Source organism: Sulfolobus sp. A20 (assembly GCF_001719125.1).
Classification (GTDB): domain Archaea; phylum Thermoproteota; class Thermoprotei_A; order Sulfolobales; family Sulfolobaceae; genus Saccharolobus.
In genome coordinates this window covers 1,158,563-1,174,108 of the sequence record NZ_CP017006.1, presented here as the reverse complement: position 1 = coordinate 1,174,108, position 15,546 = coordinate 1,158,563, and the positions used below count along the sequence as shown (strand labels likewise).

Annotated in this window: 16 protein-coding genes; 8 read left to right on the top strand and 8 right to left on the bottom strand. The window is 35.8% G+C overall.

Annotation, left to right across the window (positions count from 1 at the left end; translation table 11 throughout):
• Positions 1 to 7 precede the first annotated feature (7 nt).
• The 6 genes from BFU36_RS06450 to BFU36_RS06425 form a co-directional block, all read right to left on the bottom strand.
• Positions 8 to 415, bottom strand: coding sequence for a MarR family transcriptional regulator (locus BFU36_RS06450; RefSeq protein WP_143577027.1), 408 nt, complete (start codon positions 413 to 415; stop codon positions 8 to 10).
• A complete protein-coding gene (locus BFU36_RS06445; RefSeq protein ID WP_069282786.1) occupies positions 369 to 827 on the bottom strand; it encodes a hypothetical protein in 459 nt (152 codons plus the stop codon). The genes BFU36_RS06450 and BFU36_RS06445 overlap by 47 nt, the downstream gene beginning before the upstream one ends.
• A gap of 58 nt (positions 828 to 885) precedes the next feature.
• Positions 886 to 2,241 carry a hypothetical protein gene (locus BFU36_RS06440; protein WP_069282785.1) on the bottom strand — a complete coding sequence of 452 codons (1,356 nt, stop codon included), beginning with the start codon at positions 2,239 to 2,241 and terminating at the stop codon, positions 886 to 888.
• Positions 2,242 to 2,267: 26 nt separating this feature from the next.
• Positions 2,268 to 3,173 carry a zinc ribbon domain-containing protein gene (locus BFU36_RS06435; RefSeq protein WP_069282784.1) on the bottom strand — a complete coding sequence of 302 codons (906 nt, stop codon included), beginning with the start codon at positions 3,171 to 3,173 and terminating at the stop codon, positions 2,268 to 2,270.
• Between the two features lie 320 nt (positions 3,174 to 3,493).
• Complete coding sequence (locus BFU36_RS06430) at positions 3,494 to 4,465, bottom strand: NAD(P)/FAD-dependent oxidoreductase (protein WP_409349231.1); 972 nt, start codon at positions 4,463 to 4,465, stop codon at positions 3,494 to 3,496.
• Positions 4,466 to 4,552: 87 nt separating this feature from the next.
• Positions 4,553 to 6,445 carry a 4Fe-4S binding protein gene (locus BFU36_RS06425; RefSeq protein WP_156770059.1) on the bottom strand — a complete coding sequence of 631 codons (1,893 nt, stop codon included), beginning with the start codon at positions 6,443 to 6,445 and terminating at the stop codon, positions 4,553 to 4,555.
• Positions 6,446 to 6,879: 434 nt separating this feature from the next.
• On the opposite strand from BFU36_RS06425, the gene BFU36_RS06420 reads away from it, so the two are divergent.
• The 3 genes from BFU36_RS06420 to BFU36_RS06410 are packed head-to-tail and all read left to right on the top strand — an operon-like array spanning position 6,880 to position 9,697.
• Positions 6,880 to 7,608, top strand: a complete 729-nt coding sequence (locus tag BFU36_RS06420) for an electron transfer flavoprotein subunit beta/FixA family protein (RefSeq protein WP_069282781.1) — start codon at positions 6,880 to 6,882, stop codon at positions 7,606 to 7,608.
• Positions 7,609 to 8,469 (top strand): electron transfer flavoprotein subunit alpha/FixB family protein, encoded by an 861-nt coding sequence (locus BFU36_RS06415; RefSeq protein WP_069282780.1) that lies wholly within the window; start codon positions 7,609 to 7,611, stop codon positions 8,467 to 8,469. It begins immediately after the preceding gene.
• A 28-nt stretch (positions 8,470 to 8,497) separates the two neighbouring features.
• Complete coding sequence (locus BFU36_RS06410; protein WP_069282779.1) at positions 8,498 to 9,697, top strand: acyl-CoA dehydrogenase family protein; 1,200 nt, start codon at positions 8,498 to 8,500, stop codon at positions 9,695 to 9,697.
• 70 nt (positions 9,698 to 9,767) lie between these two features.
• Here the strand turns inward: BFU36_RS06410 and BFU36_RS06405 are convergent, their stop codons facing one another.
• The gene (locus BFU36_RS06405; protein ID WP_069282778.1) at positions 9,768 to 10,025 is read right to left on the bottom strand and encodes a hypothetical protein; all 258 of its coding nucleotides are present in this window, start codon (positions 10,023 to 10,025) and stop codon (positions 9,768 to 9,770) included.
• 66 nt (positions 10,026 to 10,091) lie between these two features.
• On the opposite strand from BFU36_RS06405, the gene BFU36_RS06400 reads away from it, so the two are divergent.
• The 5 genes from BFU36_RS06400 (at position 10,092) to porB (ending at position 14,220) form a co-directional block, all read left to right on the top strand.
• Complete coding sequence (locus tag BFU36_RS06400; protein WP_069282777.1) at positions 10,092 to 11,297, top strand: 4Fe-4S dicluster domain-containing protein; 1,206 nt, start codon at positions 10,092 to 10,094, stop codon at positions 11,295 to 11,297.
• Positions 11,298 to 11,360: 63 nt separating this feature from the next.
• Complete coding sequence (locus BFU36_RS06395; protein ID WP_069282776.1) at positions 11,361 to 11,915, top strand: 2-oxoacid:acceptor oxidoreductase family protein; 555 nt, start codon at positions 11,361 to 11,363, stop codon at positions 11,913 to 11,915.
• Positions 11,902 to 12,165 (top strand): 4Fe-4S binding protein, encoded by a 264-nt coding sequence (locus BFU36_RS06390; RefSeq protein WP_069282775.1) that lies wholly within the window; start codon positions 11,902 to 11,904, stop codon positions 12,163 to 12,165. Before BFU36_RS06395 ends, BFU36_RS06390 begins: the two co-directional genes overlap by 14 nt.
• The gene (locus BFU36_RS06385) at positions 12,162 to 13,361 is read left to right on the top strand and encodes a pyruvate ferredoxin oxidoreductase (protein WP_069282774.1); all 1,200 of its coding nucleotides are present in this window, start codon (positions 12,162 to 12,164) and stop codon (positions 13,359 to 13,361) included. The genes BFU36_RS06390 and BFU36_RS06385 overlap by 4 nt, the downstream gene beginning before the upstream one ends.
• Positions 13,330 to 14,220, top strand: coding sequence for a pyruvate synthase subunit PorB (porB, locus tag BFU36_RS06380; RefSeq protein ID WP_069282773.1), 891 nt, complete (start codon positions 13,330 to 13,332; stop codon positions 14,218 to 14,220). Before BFU36_RS06385 ends, porB begins: the two co-directional genes overlap by 32 nt.
• Here porB and BFU36_RS06375 read toward each other — a convergent pair.
• Complete coding sequence (locus BFU36_RS06375) at positions 14,217 to 15,533, bottom strand: glycosyltransferase family 4 protein (RefSeq protein ID WP_069282772.1); 1,317 nt, start codon at positions 15,531 to 15,533, stop codon at positions 14,217 to 14,219. The two genes, porB and BFU36_RS06375, sit on opposite strands and share 4 nt — an antisense overlap.
• Positions 15,534 to 15,546 lie beyond the last annotated feature (13 nt).

Genomic DNA, 15,546 nt, shown 5'->3' with positions numbered 1-15,546 from the left:
AAATTGTTTATTGTTTGGTAAAGAGTTCAGGGAATAACACAGCTGTACTATAAATTCTGGCTATCTCCTTGATGATTTTTTCTTCCTCTTCCTCGCTTTTATAAATATAAATGCTAAAATTCGATTTATTTTTAATATTCTTAATAACTTCATATAATTTCTCAACATCATCCCTCTCCAAGTTTTCATATATAATCACTATTCCCTCACGTTCAACTACATTATACCCTAATGCCTTCATACCTTCTGGCGTTATAATATATCCCATTTCAGTCTTCTTTATGTAGTTTTGCTTCTCTAAACCCTTTATAGCCTTATATAAACCAGCATCTGTTAAACCAGTGAGTCTCTTTAATTCAGTAAATGTTTTAGGCTTTTTCACTAGACCCAATATTCTCTTCTGCGCCGGTGTCAATGTTAAACACCTTAGTTTCTATACTTCTCAGAGGTAATGAGGAGATTAGATTCTTTACTCCACCTTTAAGCCTTTCCAGTACCTCCTCTCTAGACATAGGCTTCCCGCTTAGTTCAAAGGTACCTTTGGTATAAATTATCCTTCTTGAATCTAGGTCAATGAGGTTTGAGTAAACTTCTCTATACGTTTTCCCCTCCTTTTCAATAGATTTAAACGTTGTAAAAATTATTTGCATAACTTCTCCTTTACTATCCGTTATTGCACTAATTCCCACTTTTGTTCCATTATTTAATTCAGAGGATATCACATAAGACGTAACTGAAAGCTTGTTGTCTTTATAGAAATTCAATATAGCAAATTCTGTTCCTTCACTTATCTTGAAACTTGACTTTATTTCATGTCTTACTTCCATATGGTATAGTTTACTTTACTTATTTATAACTTTTACTTCACTCAACTTAACTGTAAAATTAAGGCACATAAATGTCTGCTACACTTTCTTTACTTTTCCATCCATCATCACTAATTTCTTTTAGACCGTTATCTATATCTCTGGAATTTATTTTTATGTTATCCTCAGCTTCAACATTCTTCACGTAATTAGTAAATGCATCCAAGTAACTCATTAAAGGCGTAGAAAGATCTTGTCTCTTGAAAATTTTGCCTAAAATGTTCTGCTTTCCATTATAGACTTGTGGCACCACAACTATTCTTCTATTGGTAGAAGTTACAGCTAAAAGAAATGGTATTATTAACTTTATATCTTCATTGGAATCTATCTCGTAATAAAACGAGTTGACGTATTTATTAAAGCTAGTAATTTCCTGTTTTACTCTTTCCGCATTAACTCTAATGTTATTTATAACGTTTTCTAGATCGTTAATCTTCTCATTTAACGTGAATAGCTCAGAGTTCTTTTCCTTCTCTAAATCATTAATTTCTCCCTTATACCTCCTAATCTTATTAACATAATTTTGACCTACTCTATCCTTAACCCTTACTATTTCATTTATGACCTCATCTAAATCCCTTCTACTCTTGTCTAAATCTTGGGAACCTAGAACTCCTCCTTCATACTTTAGATTAGAAATCACGTAATTAGTTATGCTCGTCAGTAGCTTATTCTTAATGTTCTGGTCAAATTCGTTCTGTATTTCATTGATAATTTCAGGAGATGCCTTGGCTATCTCTGTCTCAACCTCATTTATCTTTTGTCTAATAAGCTCTTCATATTTCTTAGTAATTTCGTTTATCTTATCATCTAGCTGTTTCTTAAACTTTATCTTCAGATTATTTAGTTCATTTACTAGAAATTCTAAGGAAGTTATGGTACTATTTGCTTCGGTCTTAAGTGAAATTAAATTGTTACCAATTAATTTAATATCATGATCAGTTATTTTCTCTTCTAGAGTGAACATTTCATAGTACTTATCCCTTCTAGCAATCGTTATTAGCTTACTAACATCTAGATTGATAAGACCGCTTAAGCTAACTTCATTCGTACCTCGCGCATCTAGTCTAATTTTCTTAAGCTTAGATATGAAGTCATCTATATTGCTACTCTGTGCAACATCCTCTAGTATTGCTTTGTAGTCGGGATACAAGTTCCTATTAAGTTTAGAAACTAGTGTCAACGTAGAATCAAGTACTAAGAACTTTTTCTGGTCAATAGACTTTATTAGAATAGGCCAGCCAATTAATATAGCTTTACTTATGCGCTCTTTTCTCTCCAAATCTAGGTTTAATAATCCAATAGCAATTTGTTTTCCAACATTGAGCTGTCTATTCTCCTTATCTATTGCAAAAGGTAAGTATAGTACAGCCATTATAAAAAACAAAGCTTGGAGAATTTTTATTTCTGTTGCTTAGTTGATTGCTGGGAACTTTGTTGACCCAATGATTGGCGTAAGTTATATCCACAATTTTCACAGAACTTAGCACTAGGTGAGTTTATATGACCACAGCTTGGACACTTAATTGGTAATAATGAAGCTCCACAATTAGCGCAAAACTTTGCTATATCCTCATTTTCATGACCACAATTCCAGCATTTAATAGTTTGACGAGATTGTTTTGCTTGGGCCGTTTGCTGTGGAGATGATTGTTGCTGAGATATTGATTGCTGTGGAGGTGGTTGTTGCATAGGTGGCTGGTAGGGTTGATATTGTTGTCCGGGATAGTATGGTTGAGGACCATAAGGTTGCTGATTAGGATAATAAGGTTGCTGCTGATATGCTGGTGGAGCATTAGACACTATCATCATAATCATATTCATTAATTGTTGCTCCTGCGCGTATTCCTTATAAATACCATAGGCATCTATTCCTGCACCTGCTAACTCAGCTAACTTATTATGCAGTAACTCGTCCGTTACTCCAAACGTGGCCCCGGCTACTAACAATTCTTGTAACAAGTTAGCTATTCCCGTTTCAACCATTACAAAACCTGGTCCTTGACATATTCTTATAGTATACGCCTTATTCTGATCCGTTAATGTGCCTAAAATGCTAGAATGCTGAGCTTGAATCACAGCCATGTTTTGTGCTACCATGGGAAAAACTTGAAAACCTTGTCCCATCAGAAACATTTGTACTTGTTGCACTACGTATTGTAAGTTTATCGGGTAATTAACTGGAATTATTTGCTGTTGACCACCTAATCCAATTGGTTGATTACAAGCCATCATAGACATCATGGGATTTTGCTGATAACCACCGTATGGTTGCCAATTAGGTTGGCCATAATAAGGATTACTCATTGTTTTAAAAATTCTCTTACTTATTAATAAAATTTTTCGATAATCATTATTTGTATTGTCTATGTAGCTTAATGTTGATAGGCTAATGATATTTTTGTAATTAATAAATCATATTCCATAAGATTAATATTAAACAAAACCTCGAAATATCTAAGACTAAAAATGTATATACATCTTAAGGAATTTATCTACTAAGATTATCCTAGTTTAAGTATTCCTTGAGTTAAACTACGCACTTCATGCATTTTCTACGATATTATGCATAATCCATAACAATATCTTGAAGATAATTCTTCTAGTAAAAATTAATAACGCTAATATTATAGTTTAAAGCTTACTTTCTTCTTCTCTGCTTTCCAGTCCGTACTTATTGGTGGTAAACCTTTCCTACTCCTTAAATAGTTATATGCTGAAAGAGCAGCTTTAACACCTTCAGCGGCTGCCACTACTGCTTGTTTATATGGTATTTGAGTTAAGTCACCAGCAGCAAATACTCCTTCTCTACTTGTCCTAGAAAGTTCGTCAACAATTACTTCTCCCCTCTCGTTTAATTCTACAAATCCCTTTAAGAACTCTGTTTTAAGTACGTATCCCATTTCTATAATTACACCATCAACTCTTACACTAAGAATCTCGTCATTCCTCCTCACTAAAACTTCCTCTACTTTACCATTACCTCTAATTTCTATGACCTTAGCTGAATCTATAATCTTAACGTTAGGGCTAGATAGGATTTTCTTAACCAACTCTTCTTCTCCCACAAGATGCTTAGATGAGGTTATGTAGTATGCTGGATTAGCATATCTAGAGAGTAACTCTATTGCTTCTAATCCTGGTTCACCCTCGCCAACGACCATGGCTGGTTTTCCTTTAAAGAAGGCTGCGTCACATATTGCACAATAAGATACTCCTTTTCCCTTAAACTCATGTTCTCCAGGTACATTTAGCTCTCTTGGAGTTTTACCAAACGCTAAAATTATGGTCTTACCGCTGTATTCTCCCTTTATTCCCTTAATTATGAAATCCTCTCCGTCTTGCCTTATCTCTTTTACTTCTTCACCATATATGAACTCTGCACCAAACTTCTTAGCTTGTTTCTCTATCTTTTGGGCTAGGCTTAAACCACTAATACTCTCTATTCCCGGATAATTTTCTATAAGATCAGTTAAGGTGAGTTGACCTCCTAGATCCTTTGAGATTACTAAGGTTGATAATTTCTGCCTAGAAGCGTATAGAGCTGCACTTAAACCAGAAATTCCAGCCCCAACAATTATAGTATCATATAGTTTCATATCGATTCTACAAAGTATATATACTTAATATAATAAAAAGTTAACTTAAGAAAACTAGAAAATAAGTCAACTAAGTATTAAAAATGACTACTTGTCGAACTTCTCCTTCAACCAATGCCTAACATCATAGAAATAAATGTTATCATAGGGACAAGCATCGACACATTCTCCTATTCCAACACATTTAAAGGATTTGAACTCTCCCCTCCTTATAAACCAGGCCCTCATGTCGGTTATTCCAACTGGACAAGCTTTAGCACAATCCACAGTCTTACAATTTACACAAACCTTAGGGTCCTTAACTTTCAGCCTAAATAAGCCTATACTTGATACAGCTTGGTTAAACACACCCCAATAGCAATAGCCAGTGGTTATGCACGCAAAAGTACCTAGGTAAGGTGTAGCAATAAATAGAAAATACCATAATATATCAAACCAAATAAAATATATTAGCACTGTTATGTCAGTATTAAATATTTCAAAGTGAATTACCCCTTGAGAGTTAAGGTAGGATATTATAGCTGAGATTAAAACTATTGATGATACCATTATTGCTATAACTCTAGGCATATTACCCATCTTAGAAGTTAGTAACTTCTTACCCAATTTAGAAGTTCTATTATATGTCTTTAAAGAATCATAAAAAGTCCCTTGATACATAAGTGGTGCAGTGCAAGTTACAGCACAGAGATTCCTAGACCCGAAGAGGAAGGACAGGATAGCATAAACTATATAAGTCCCTATTATCCCAATTAAAAACGATCCACTTACGGGACCTAAAGTCCCAATGCCCATTGACCACATATATGGTATATAAGGAATTTTATCACTTAGTGGAGAGAAAGAGGGTATATAAAGGGTATACAATGCATAAGCTAATATCATCAAGCTCATTCTAACCCTTACCTCCCTAACCTTCATTTCAAGCATCTTCTTAAACGCTAGAAATCCCATCTCAATGCCCATCATCACTAAGAACCATGTAGAGCCTAATACACTGCCTACTATATCTATTCCATCCCAGAGGATATTTATCGCGTTAGTAGGAGGTAACCAAGGTAAACTCAGAGTAGATTCAAAGCCAGAAATACCAGTGGAAAAAATGCCCTCAACGAAATCTAACACAGCTCCCATGAAGAATTCCATGATGAAGGTTATGAAAATTATTGTAAATGCCAGATTTGAGTTTCTTAAATAATTTCCTTTTATTGGATTAGGTCCTGCTAGTGTTCTGAAGATAAACCATACCATTCCAACGATCATGGATGCATCAAAGAGAAGTAATGAGTTAGCTAAGAAGAAATAAAATTCTCCTATCATCATCATTGCAAAGATAACAATAAGTTCTATAGTTGTGTACGTCTCTTGATTTCCCTTAAGCCGTTGACTATATAACGTATCATAGATCAGTATTGTAGACCCAATCATTATCATTGCCGAAAGCCATATAGGTATAGAATAGTTGGGGAATATCTGAGGAAACCAAGGCATTAGTAACAATAGAGCTACAAGGTAATTCCTTAACCACTTGTCAACTTTCCTAAAAGACAATATTAACGTGAATGTCATTTCTCCAATCATTACAATTACGAAGTAAAGGTTCTCAATTGCTGAATCAAAGGTAGTTGGTAATCCAGTCTGTAAGGTATAAACTAAACCCCCCATTAATACCTCTGATACTACCATGAAAATCGCAAAGACTAGGTAAAGTGTGTCTTTTCTCTTTATCTCCTTGATGTAGAGGAGAGGATATAGACCAAATATCATGTAAGCAGAATTTATAATTAGGAAATAGAATAAATTGTTTGTAACTAAATATATATAAGCACCTAAGTTCATTGATAACATCATGCCCTCTATATACATCGCTACTAGAACTCTTCTAAGCGACTTCCATCTCTCTACTTCATAGATTACATAAAACATTACAGCTGACATAGAGAGTGTTATAAGTAAAGGTAGAAGTAATTCCGTATGCATAAAAGACATTTTCCTTTTAAAGTAAAAAGCTTTTTGTAATAAACATTTTTCAATTGGATCATATTAAGAATAACTTCCTATAATTAAGCTTAAAAATTGCTATTATAACTCAAATATCAAAATTAAAAATTTTTATATTTGTAAGATGATATATATTAAATGGAAATAGTTAAATCGGGATAATTACTATTAATTAGATGAATTAATATAAAGAATAATGAAATGGATAAAGTGCTAATCTGGCTTTCTCCCCGCCATAAATGGCTAGGGTTCCCCTACTTTGTAAATTCGTAGCTTCACTCCAAATAGAGTATACTAAGTGTATAGAACTTTGTTTGCATATTTTTATATCATTATTCTTTTTATCCACATTATTTAATTATTCTAGATATAAAGAAGTTAGTTTTATAAACAATCAAATGTAATTTTTATTTATGAATATCGTAGTGGGATTCAAGATAGTTCCAGATGACCAAATGATTAAGGTTGTAGGGGATAAGCTGGTTACAGACGCTCCCCCCAAGATCAGCACTTATGATAAAAACGCAATCGAGGAGGCTATTAGACTAAAGGAGAAGTTTGGAGGCAAGGTTACTGGAATTACAGTTGGAAGTAATGATAGGAAGAGTATAAGGGAAGCTTTAGCTATGGGAGTTGATGAAGTAATAGCAGTAATATCAAATAAAATTGATGTTTACGCTACTGCAATGGCTATTGTAGAAAATATTAAACCCCTAAATCCTGACGTAGTACTTTTTTCAGAGATGAGCACTGACAGTGGAACTTCTGCCTTACCTGCTTATGTAGCAGAAGCTTTAGGCTTACCTTACGTATCAAATGTTAAATCATTAAAGATAGAGGGGAACAAAGTGATAGCTGATAGAGGAATGGTAAGTTATGTTGAGACTATTGAGACCACATTACCAGTAGTCTTGAGTGTAGGAGGGGAAATTAACACTCCTAGAATTCCTAGTGTTAAACAAATAATGGAATCCTCGAAGAAACCCGTAAAAGAGGTTAAGTTTGATATTCAGCCTAAGGTTATTGTAAAAGAAGTAAAGCCATTATTAGTCAATAGGAAGAAGATAGTCATTGAAGAAAACGATATTGAAAAAGCTGTAGATAAACTTCTTGAATATTTAAAAAGTGATGGGGTGTTATAGATGAAGATAGTAGTATATTCCGAGAGTCCTGTATTTTTGAGGATGGGAGCAGCCGTAGCACAAAGTTTCGGAGGAGAATTAATAGGCATATCAACTTCTCAAGATGCCAAATTCTTTAATAAGCTTTACTTAATAGAAAATACAGACGAGGAAGGGATTGTAGATCTAGTAGTATCATTAACTCCAGACGTGTTTATTACAGGAAACGTTAGAAAAGATAGAGCTATTGCCGGAAGGGTAGCGGGCAGACTAAAATTACCCATAATCACAGATGTACTATCCATAAAACTAGATGGTAACAAGGCAATGATTAATAGATCAGCTTATAGCGGTATGGGAATAGCTGTGATAGAGACTGAATTGCCTTTAGTGATGACAGTTGCTAGTACTCAGCTACAACCTAAGCAGATTGAACCGAGTATAGAAAAGGTAAAGTTAAAGGAGGGAAGAATAAAGGTCATTGGAAGGAAGTCTACATCATCTGGTGCAAACATATCTACAGCGGATATAGTTGTTGGCGTAGGTAGGGGAATTCAAAATAAAGAGAATATAAAATACGCTGAAGAATTAGCTACAGCATTAGGAGGAGTTGTAGGTGGAAGCAGACCTGTAGCAGCTGAGTTGGGTTGGGTACCAGAGGACAGACAAATAGGATTGTCTGGCTTAAGAATTAGACCTAAACTATACATAGCATTGGGTATTTCTGGACAACCTCAGCACATAGCCGGAATCAGAGACTCTAAGATAATAGTTGCAGTAAACACGGATAAAAATGCGCCTATATTGGAGAACGCTGATTATCTAATAGTAGCAGATGCAGTTGCTTTCTGCAAAGCTATGCTAAAGAAACTAGGAAAATAATAATAAGGTTGAATTTAACATATTTTTTATGGTATATCCTTTTAAGTCATTAGAGGACTTTAAGGTAGAAATTACTCAAGATCATGAATTATTGAGAAGTGCGGTAAGGGATTTCGCTGAAAACATTCTATCAAAATATGTTGAGAAAGGAGAAAAAGAATTGGATGTGCCAAGAGAAGTTAAAACGAAGGCAAAGGAGATAGGCTTATATGGTTTATTTGTAGATCCTTCTTTAGGAGGTCAAGGAGCAGATTACATTTCCTTATTGGTGGCTACTGAAGAAATAACCAGAGTTTGGCCTTCATTTAGCACTTTTCTCTTAATAGATTGGATGTTCATTTATACCTTATCTAGATATGGAAATGAAGAATTAAAGAAGAAATATATACCGCCGGTGGCTCAAGGAGATAAAGTAGCTGCTTTCGCCAATACTGAACCTTCAGCCGGAACCGATGTAGCAGGAATTAAGACAACAGCTAAAAAGCTTAGTAATGGTGATTACGTAATAAACGGTAGGAAAATTTTCATTACCAATGGAGACATAGCGGACTATTATTTAATAACCGCGAGAACTTCACCACAAGATCCTAAGGCTAGATGGAAGGGAATATCTATGTTTATAGTAGAAAAAGACTTGATTAAGCCAGTTAGTAGAATTGAGACTACCGGTCTTAAAGCATCCCACACAGCGGAGATAGTGTTAGAGGATGTAAAAGTTCCCGCTGAAAACTTAGTTGGAGAAGAGTCGAATGGATTTAAGTACGCAGTTAGTGCATTCGATTTTGCTAGAACTATAGTAGCTTCTCAAGCCTTAGGAGTTGGACAAGCCGCTTTCGAAAAAATGGTAAATTACACTCTACAGAGAACTGCTTTTGATAAGAAGCTAGCTGAGTTTCAATTAGTACAAACTAAGGTATCAGAGTCACTTGCTGATCTTGAGATGGCTAGGCTTATAACATATTGGGCAGGTACCTTATTTAAAAATAATAGGGAGAACGAATACGTAATAGCTGCTTCGCTAGCTAAATTTATCTCTACAGAGGCTGCTGAAAGGATAGTTTTGAGGGCTATGAGCACATATGGAGGCTACGGTGTTACTAATTCAACCGGCTTAGAGAGGATGTTAAGGGACTTACAAATAATGAAAACCTACGAGGGAACAAATGACATTCAGAGAATAAGTGCAGCAAGATTCCTCTATAATAAGTTTGTTGGGTATAAAGTTTAAATCCTCTTTAGCAATAGATAAGGGAACTAGCTTTCTTTTCTACAACACTTAATTTACTGTTTTGGAATTATTATGTTCCCTCTGTGCAGAAACTTCTTATCGCGTTTAATACTTCATCTCTCTTGTCCTTTCCTTTTCCGCTTGTAATGTATTCTATAACTTCGTCTATTAATTTTCTAATAGTGTCCTCGTCTTCATTACAAAATCTATTCCTCATTTGTTCATCTCTGTGTAATCTATCTTTGACGTAGTCTGAGAGTTTTTCTTGTTCTAGTACCTCTCTAATAAAATTTCTCATCAAAGCATATTTATAAAATGGTGTTTCCATATATTTTGATAAATTTATCACATTTTAAAGCTAGTGTTATAAACCTAGTCGATTAGAAAATATTATATGGAAAGAAAGTTAGGATTTATTTTTGATCACGATAAATGCATTATTTGTAATGCTTGTGTGGATGCCTGCAATAAGGCATACGGAAATCTTAATTGGAGAAGCCTAATAGTAATGCCTCTAGGGGAGAGTAAGACAGCCCTTTCGATAGCTTGTAACCATTGCGATAATCCAGTTTGTATGAAAGTTTGTCCAGCTAACGCGATCGAAAAGAACGATATGGGTATAGTAAGGATAAACGATAAATCCTGTATCGGTTGTGGATTCTGTACATGGGCTTGTCCATATGAAGCACTAAAGTTTAATAAAGATGGAATAATGTCTAAGTGTAATTTCTGTTATGATAGGCTAATAGGTGGTAAAGGTATTCCATATTGTGTTGAGGCGTGCCCGACTGGGGCTTTATCTTTTGGTTGGATAGATGAAGGTAAGGCGGATACTAATTACTTGCCCCCATCAGATATAACTAAGCCAAGGTTTGTTGTGAAGGGACCAGAAGGAGTTAAGGATCTTAAAATAAATACGTTACATGAGAAAAAAGAAGAGAACTATTTAGGATTGTTAGCATTTACAATAGGTAGTGAGTTCGCCCTAGGCTATACAGTTTTCAAGTTACCGTTCTGGAGTTTTATCGGTTTTTTGGTTCCTCTACTGACCTTATTGTTATCAGTTAATCATGCTAGAAGATATGATAGGTTCTATCGTGTCATATATAACTTAAAGACCTCTTGGTTAAGTAGGGAAGTGTTATTTTCCTCTCTATCAGTGCTGTTTTACCTCCTTAGCATTTTAAACACGTTGTTCTATTACCCTGCTGTAGTATTTCTTGCATTGGGTGTGCTTTCAAGTATAATGATTTACATGGTTAAGGCTAGACCATCATGGTATAATTCAGAAACGCCCATCTCTTTTGTAGGAACTGTGTTTACTACGACCCTTCCACTAGCCTACTATTTCACTCACTCTTACTACTATTTAATTCCATTAATGCTGATATTGATTATAGAAATTATTAGTACGTATATAACTAAGAGGGAAATTAAGATTAGAGGAAGTCTAAATGTCTTCTCACTGGTTCTATCCTTACTATCATTTATTATCCCAGCAATAATTGTTATAGTAGAAATTCTGAATATTGTTTCAGAAGTTGTTAATAGAAGAGAGTTTTATCAAAAAGTTATATATTACGGTCTACCTAAAGTTTAAACATTTTTTATAGACAGATTTTTTAATGGTGAAGAATATACAATCTATATAGGTGGTCTTTTATTGCTCGAAATAAGATTTCACGGTAGAGGTGGTCAAGGTGTTGTCACTGCCTCCAACTTACTTGCAGAAGCAGCTGGTTATGATAACTTATATTCATCCTCTTTCCCAATTTACGGAGCAGAGAGAAGGGGGGCTGAGATAGAGGCTTATTGTAGAATTTCTGATTCTCCAATTAGAGTTACATCTCCAGTTGAAGAACCTGATTATCTTGTTGTCATAGATAATTCGCTATTAAAGTTATCCAAAACTATTTTTAGGGGTTTAAAGAAGGATTCAAAATTACTAGTTAATTCCCCGAAAGATGTTAATTTATCTTGGAAAACTTATACAGTTAACGCGACAAGAATAGCTATTGATTTAGGCTTAGTGAAATCTGGCTGGCCAATGGTAAATGTGATAATGTTAGGTCCATTAGTAAAGATACTAGGAATGCCTAAACTAGAGTCCTTAGAAAAAGCTATTCGAGAGGAGTTTGATGGAAAAGTAGCTGAGCTCAACATAAAGGCTGTCAGAATAGCTTATGAGCAATTGAGGGAGAGTTATGTCCTTGCTTGAGTATCAATATTTCCCGGTAACTAGACCAGGCAAGGGAGCTGGAGGAAAGACTGGATCGTGGAGAGTGTTTAAGCCTGTTGTGAATTATAACAAGTGTATAGGCTGTAAGGCCTGTTTTATGTTTTGCCCAGAATCTACCATAATTCCAAGTGATGGCAAGGTTAGAGTAGATTATGAATACTGTAAGGGTTGTGGAGTTTGTGCTAATGTATGTCCAGTCAAAGCAATAGAGATGGTGAGCGAAACATGATAAGGAAGATCATCTCAGGAAATGAAGCTGTTGCATTAGCAGTTAAGTTAGCGAGAGTGGGAGTTACTGGAATATATCCGATAACTCCACAGACCACGATAATAGAAAAGTTAGCTGAGATGAAGGCTAGTGGGGAAATTAATACCGAAATAGTGAGAGTTGAAAGCGAGCATTCTGCAATGGCTGCTACTTTTGGTGCCGCTCTAGCCGGAATAAGGTCTTTTACAGCCACAGCGTCCCAAGGACTACTCTATATGCATGAGATGATTTGGTGGGTTGCTGGTAGCAGGACACCAGTTGTGATGGTAGTTGGAACCAGAGCGGTTGGGGCTCCGTGGAACATATGGAACGAACATACAGATTTTACGAGTGAAAGAGATAGCGGATGGTTGATGGCATTTGCTAGTAATCCTCAAGAAGCACTGGATTTGACATTACAAGCCTTTAGAATATCTGAGGATGAAAGAGTATTCCTACCCATGATGGTAGGAATGGACGGTTTCATTCTATCTCACACTAAAACCAATGTAATAATTCCAGATCAAGAAGACGTAGACGAATATTTGCCTCCTAGAAGACAGCCTTACGTAATAGATCCAGAGGATCCAGTTGGCATGGGCAACATATTTCCTCCAGAAGAATACATGAAGCTAAGACAGTCTATTGATCTAAGTATTAAGAACTCTGAAGATGTAATAAGAGAATTGGGAATGGAGTATAATAAGAAGTTGAATGTGTTAGGGGACTATTCGACACTTAACGTCACTTATAAGCTAGATGATGCAGATTACGCTGTAGTAGTTATGGGGGCATGGGCAGGTGATACAATGGAAGCTATAGATAAATTAAGAGAGAGAGGAGTGAAGATTGGTATGTTAAGAATAAGGTATCTGAGACCATGGAGTGAGAAGGAGATTCGTGATGCTCTAAAGGATAAGAAAGCAGTATTAGTACTAGACAGAAGTATAAGTATGGGTAGAGGAGGTCCATTATATGTGGAAATTAAATCCACTATCTCAGATATAGTTCCTTCCATCAAAGGCGTTGTAAGTGGGTTAGGAGGAGTGAGCGTAAGCAAGAGTGACTTATTATATCTATTTGAGAAGTTCCTTCAAGGTATAAGGGAAGACGTCCTCTGGTATTATCCGAAGGAGGTAGGAAAGATTGAGCTTAGGACTCCGAGAGATATTGAATAAGCATAATGGTATATTATCTGGAACATCCGCTTGTCCGGGATGTCCAGAGAACATGGCAATGAGAATGTTGGGCATGGGACTAGGTAAAGATACTGTACTAGTTGTAGTCGCTGGATGCTCATCAGTAATCCAAGGTAACGCACCATATAATGCATATAATTTCCCCACAGTTAATGTAGCTTTTGCTGCAGGACCAGCTACTGCTTCAGGCTTAGCTAGAGCTTATAGGCAAAAAGGTAAGAACGTTACAGTAGTAGTATGGGCTGGTGATGGAGGAACCGCTGATATAGGCTTTGCATCCTTAAGCGGTGCTGCTGAGAGAAATGAGAATATACTATATTTATGTGTAGATAACGAGGCTTATATGAATAGTGGTGGACAGAGAAGTGGCTCAACACCTTACGGGGCAATAACGACCACTACACCAGAAGGAAAGAAGGAAAATAAGAAGAATTTGCCGTTCTTAATGATAGCTCACAATGTACCTTATGTTGCTACAGCATCAGTGGGTTATCCTCATGATTATGTAGAAAAATTGAAAAAAGCTAAACAAATAGAAGGATTTAAATACATACACGTATTAACGCCAGATCCCTACGGTTGGTTGTTTGACCCATCAAAAACCGTTGAAGTGGCTAAGTTAGCTGTGCAAACGTGCTATTGGCCATTATTTGAATATCAAAATGGAAAGTTAGAAATAAGCCAAGAAAGTCTGCATTGTTTAGATAAGAGGACTAGGAGACCAATAAGAGACTTTCTAAGTATTCAAGGAAGATTTAAGAGGATGAATGAAAAAGACGTGCAATTACTTGAATCTTATATCGATCAGATGTGGGAAAAGTTAAAGTCGATGCTTTAAGCCTTTTTATATTCTTCTGAAGCTATTTCAAATGCTTCTTTCAAATCATTTACTGCATTGACTACTGAACACTTCTTAACTGTTTCCGCGCCCAAGCTTCCAACTTTCTCATCTTTTAATGCTAATTTTAACTTTTCGGCTAACTCGCTAATATTTCCAGACTTGAAAACGTAACCGTTGCCTCCCTCAATAATTAGCTCACTAACTCCAGCACCATTACTTACAACCGCAGGCTTTCCGTAAATCCATCCTTCACATACTGCCAATCCAAAACCCTCTATTCTTGATGGTAATAAAACCACGTCAGCTCTCTGATACAAAGCAAAAAGGTCTTCATCCGGAACATAGCCCGTAAATATTACCTTATCCTCAACTCTCAGATCTTTTGCTAAGTTCCTTAACTTATTAACCCAGATGCTACCCTTATCATGTCCTAGTGTCTTACTAGTGAAGCTTCCATCACCGGCTAAGACTAACTTAGCATTGACATCCTTTATTGCTTCTATAGCTATATCTTGACTCTTCATAGGGTCCATTCTAGCTACCACTAAAACTACCTTATCGTCATCCTTAATACCATACTTATCTTGTACTTCCTTAACCTTGTTTTCGCTAACCTTCAGATAGGCTGAAGGGTCAATAAATGGATAAATTTGTTTTACCTTAACCTTAACTCCAGCCCTAACCAATCCTTCTAAATCCCTTTTAGTACTTACTATTACTAAGTCGAAACCCTCAAAGGATTTTATTAAAAACTCTCTCATTCTCTTACTCAAATTCTCTGGGACAAACGGTATGTGATACCATAGTACTGCCGGAGCTGAGGGACCTATAATTCCTCCAACTAATAGTTGCTGAAAATCATTTATGAAATATATGTCAGTATCCTTATAGAACTCTAGCAATTTTTGCGCTGAAAGCCAATTGTAGTTAGCGTAAGCAATATACTCTTCTCCTACAATCTCATATCTGCCTAGACCGTGACTTTCATTATATATTGCCTCCTTAAACTTTGTGTAATTTGCTAATGACTTAGGTTCTAGGTCTACAAAGTGAACATCAATATCCTGCATTCTAACTGATGGAGGGTAACCCGGACCTAGAGACACCCATCTAACCCTACTGAAATTCCTTGTATTGATTAAGGCTAACATCATTTTTGCTACTCCACCAACAGATACGTGATAATCTTCATTACTTAACATGCTAAGATCTATGGGTAAATCCAAATAACCGTATTTTTCTAAGATGTCTCTGTAGGTAATAGTGAATCTAATTGGTGGAGTTTGAGTATTAATCGCTATACTAGACATAGTATAAACTAAC

What these genes read in the sequence shown, in the direction of transcription:
- BFU36_RS06420 (WP_069282781.1), top strand. Translation starts at nt 6,880, where the DNA reads ATGAATATCGTAGTGGGATTCAAGATAGTTCCAGATGACCAAATGATT.
- BFU36_RS06435 (WP_069282784.1), bottom strand. Translation starts at nt 3,173, where the DNA reads ATGAGTAATCCTTATTATGGCCAACCTAATTGGCAACCATACGGTGGT.
- BFU36_RS06390 (WP_069282775.1), top strand. Translation starts at nt 11,902, where the DNA reads ATGTCCTTGCTTGAGTATCAATATTTCCCGGTAACTAGACCAGGCAAG.
- BFU36_RS06425 (WP_156770059.1), bottom strand. Translation starts at nt 6,445, where the DNA reads ATGCATACGGAATTACTTCTACCTTTACTTATAACACTCTCTATGTCA.
- BFU36_RS06375 (WP_069282772.1), bottom strand. Translation starts at nt 15,533, where the DNA reads ATGTCTAGTATAGCGATTAATACTCAAACTCCACCAATTAGATTCACT.
- BFU36_RS06385 (WP_069282774.1), top strand. Translation starts at nt 12,162, where the DNA reads ATGATAAGGAAGATCATCTCAGGAAATGAAGCTGTTGCATTAGCAGTT.
- BFU36_RS06410 (WP_069282779.1), top strand. Translation starts at nt 8,498, where the DNA reads ATGGTATATCCTTTTAAGTCATTAGAGGACTTTAAGGTAGAAATTACT.
- BFU36_RS06430 (WP_409349231.1), bottom strand. Translation starts at nt 4,465, where the DNA reads ATGAAACTATATGATACTATAATTGTTGGGGCTGGAATTTCTGGTTTA.
- BFU36_RS06440 (WP_069282785.1), bottom strand. Translation starts at nt 2,241, where the DNA reads ATGGCTGTACTATACTTACCTTTTGCAATAGATAAGGAGAATAGACAG.
- BFU36_RS06405 (WP_069282778.1), bottom strand. Translation starts at nt 10,025, where the DNA reads ATGGAAACACCATTTTATAAATATGCTTTGATGAGAAATTTTATTAGA.
- BFU36_RS06400 (WP_069282777.1), top strand. Translation starts at nt 10,092, where the DNA reads ATGGAAAGAAAGTTAGGATTTATTTTTGATCACGATAAATGCATTATT.
- BFU36_RS06445 (WP_069282786.1), bottom strand. Translation starts at nt 827, where the DNA reads ATGGAAGTAAGACATGAAATAAAGTCAAGTTTCAAGATAAGTGAAGGA.
- BFU36_RS06415 (WP_069282780.1), top strand. Translation starts at nt 7,609, where the DNA reads ATGAAGATAGTAGTATATTCCGAGAGTCCTGTATTTTTGAGGATGGGA.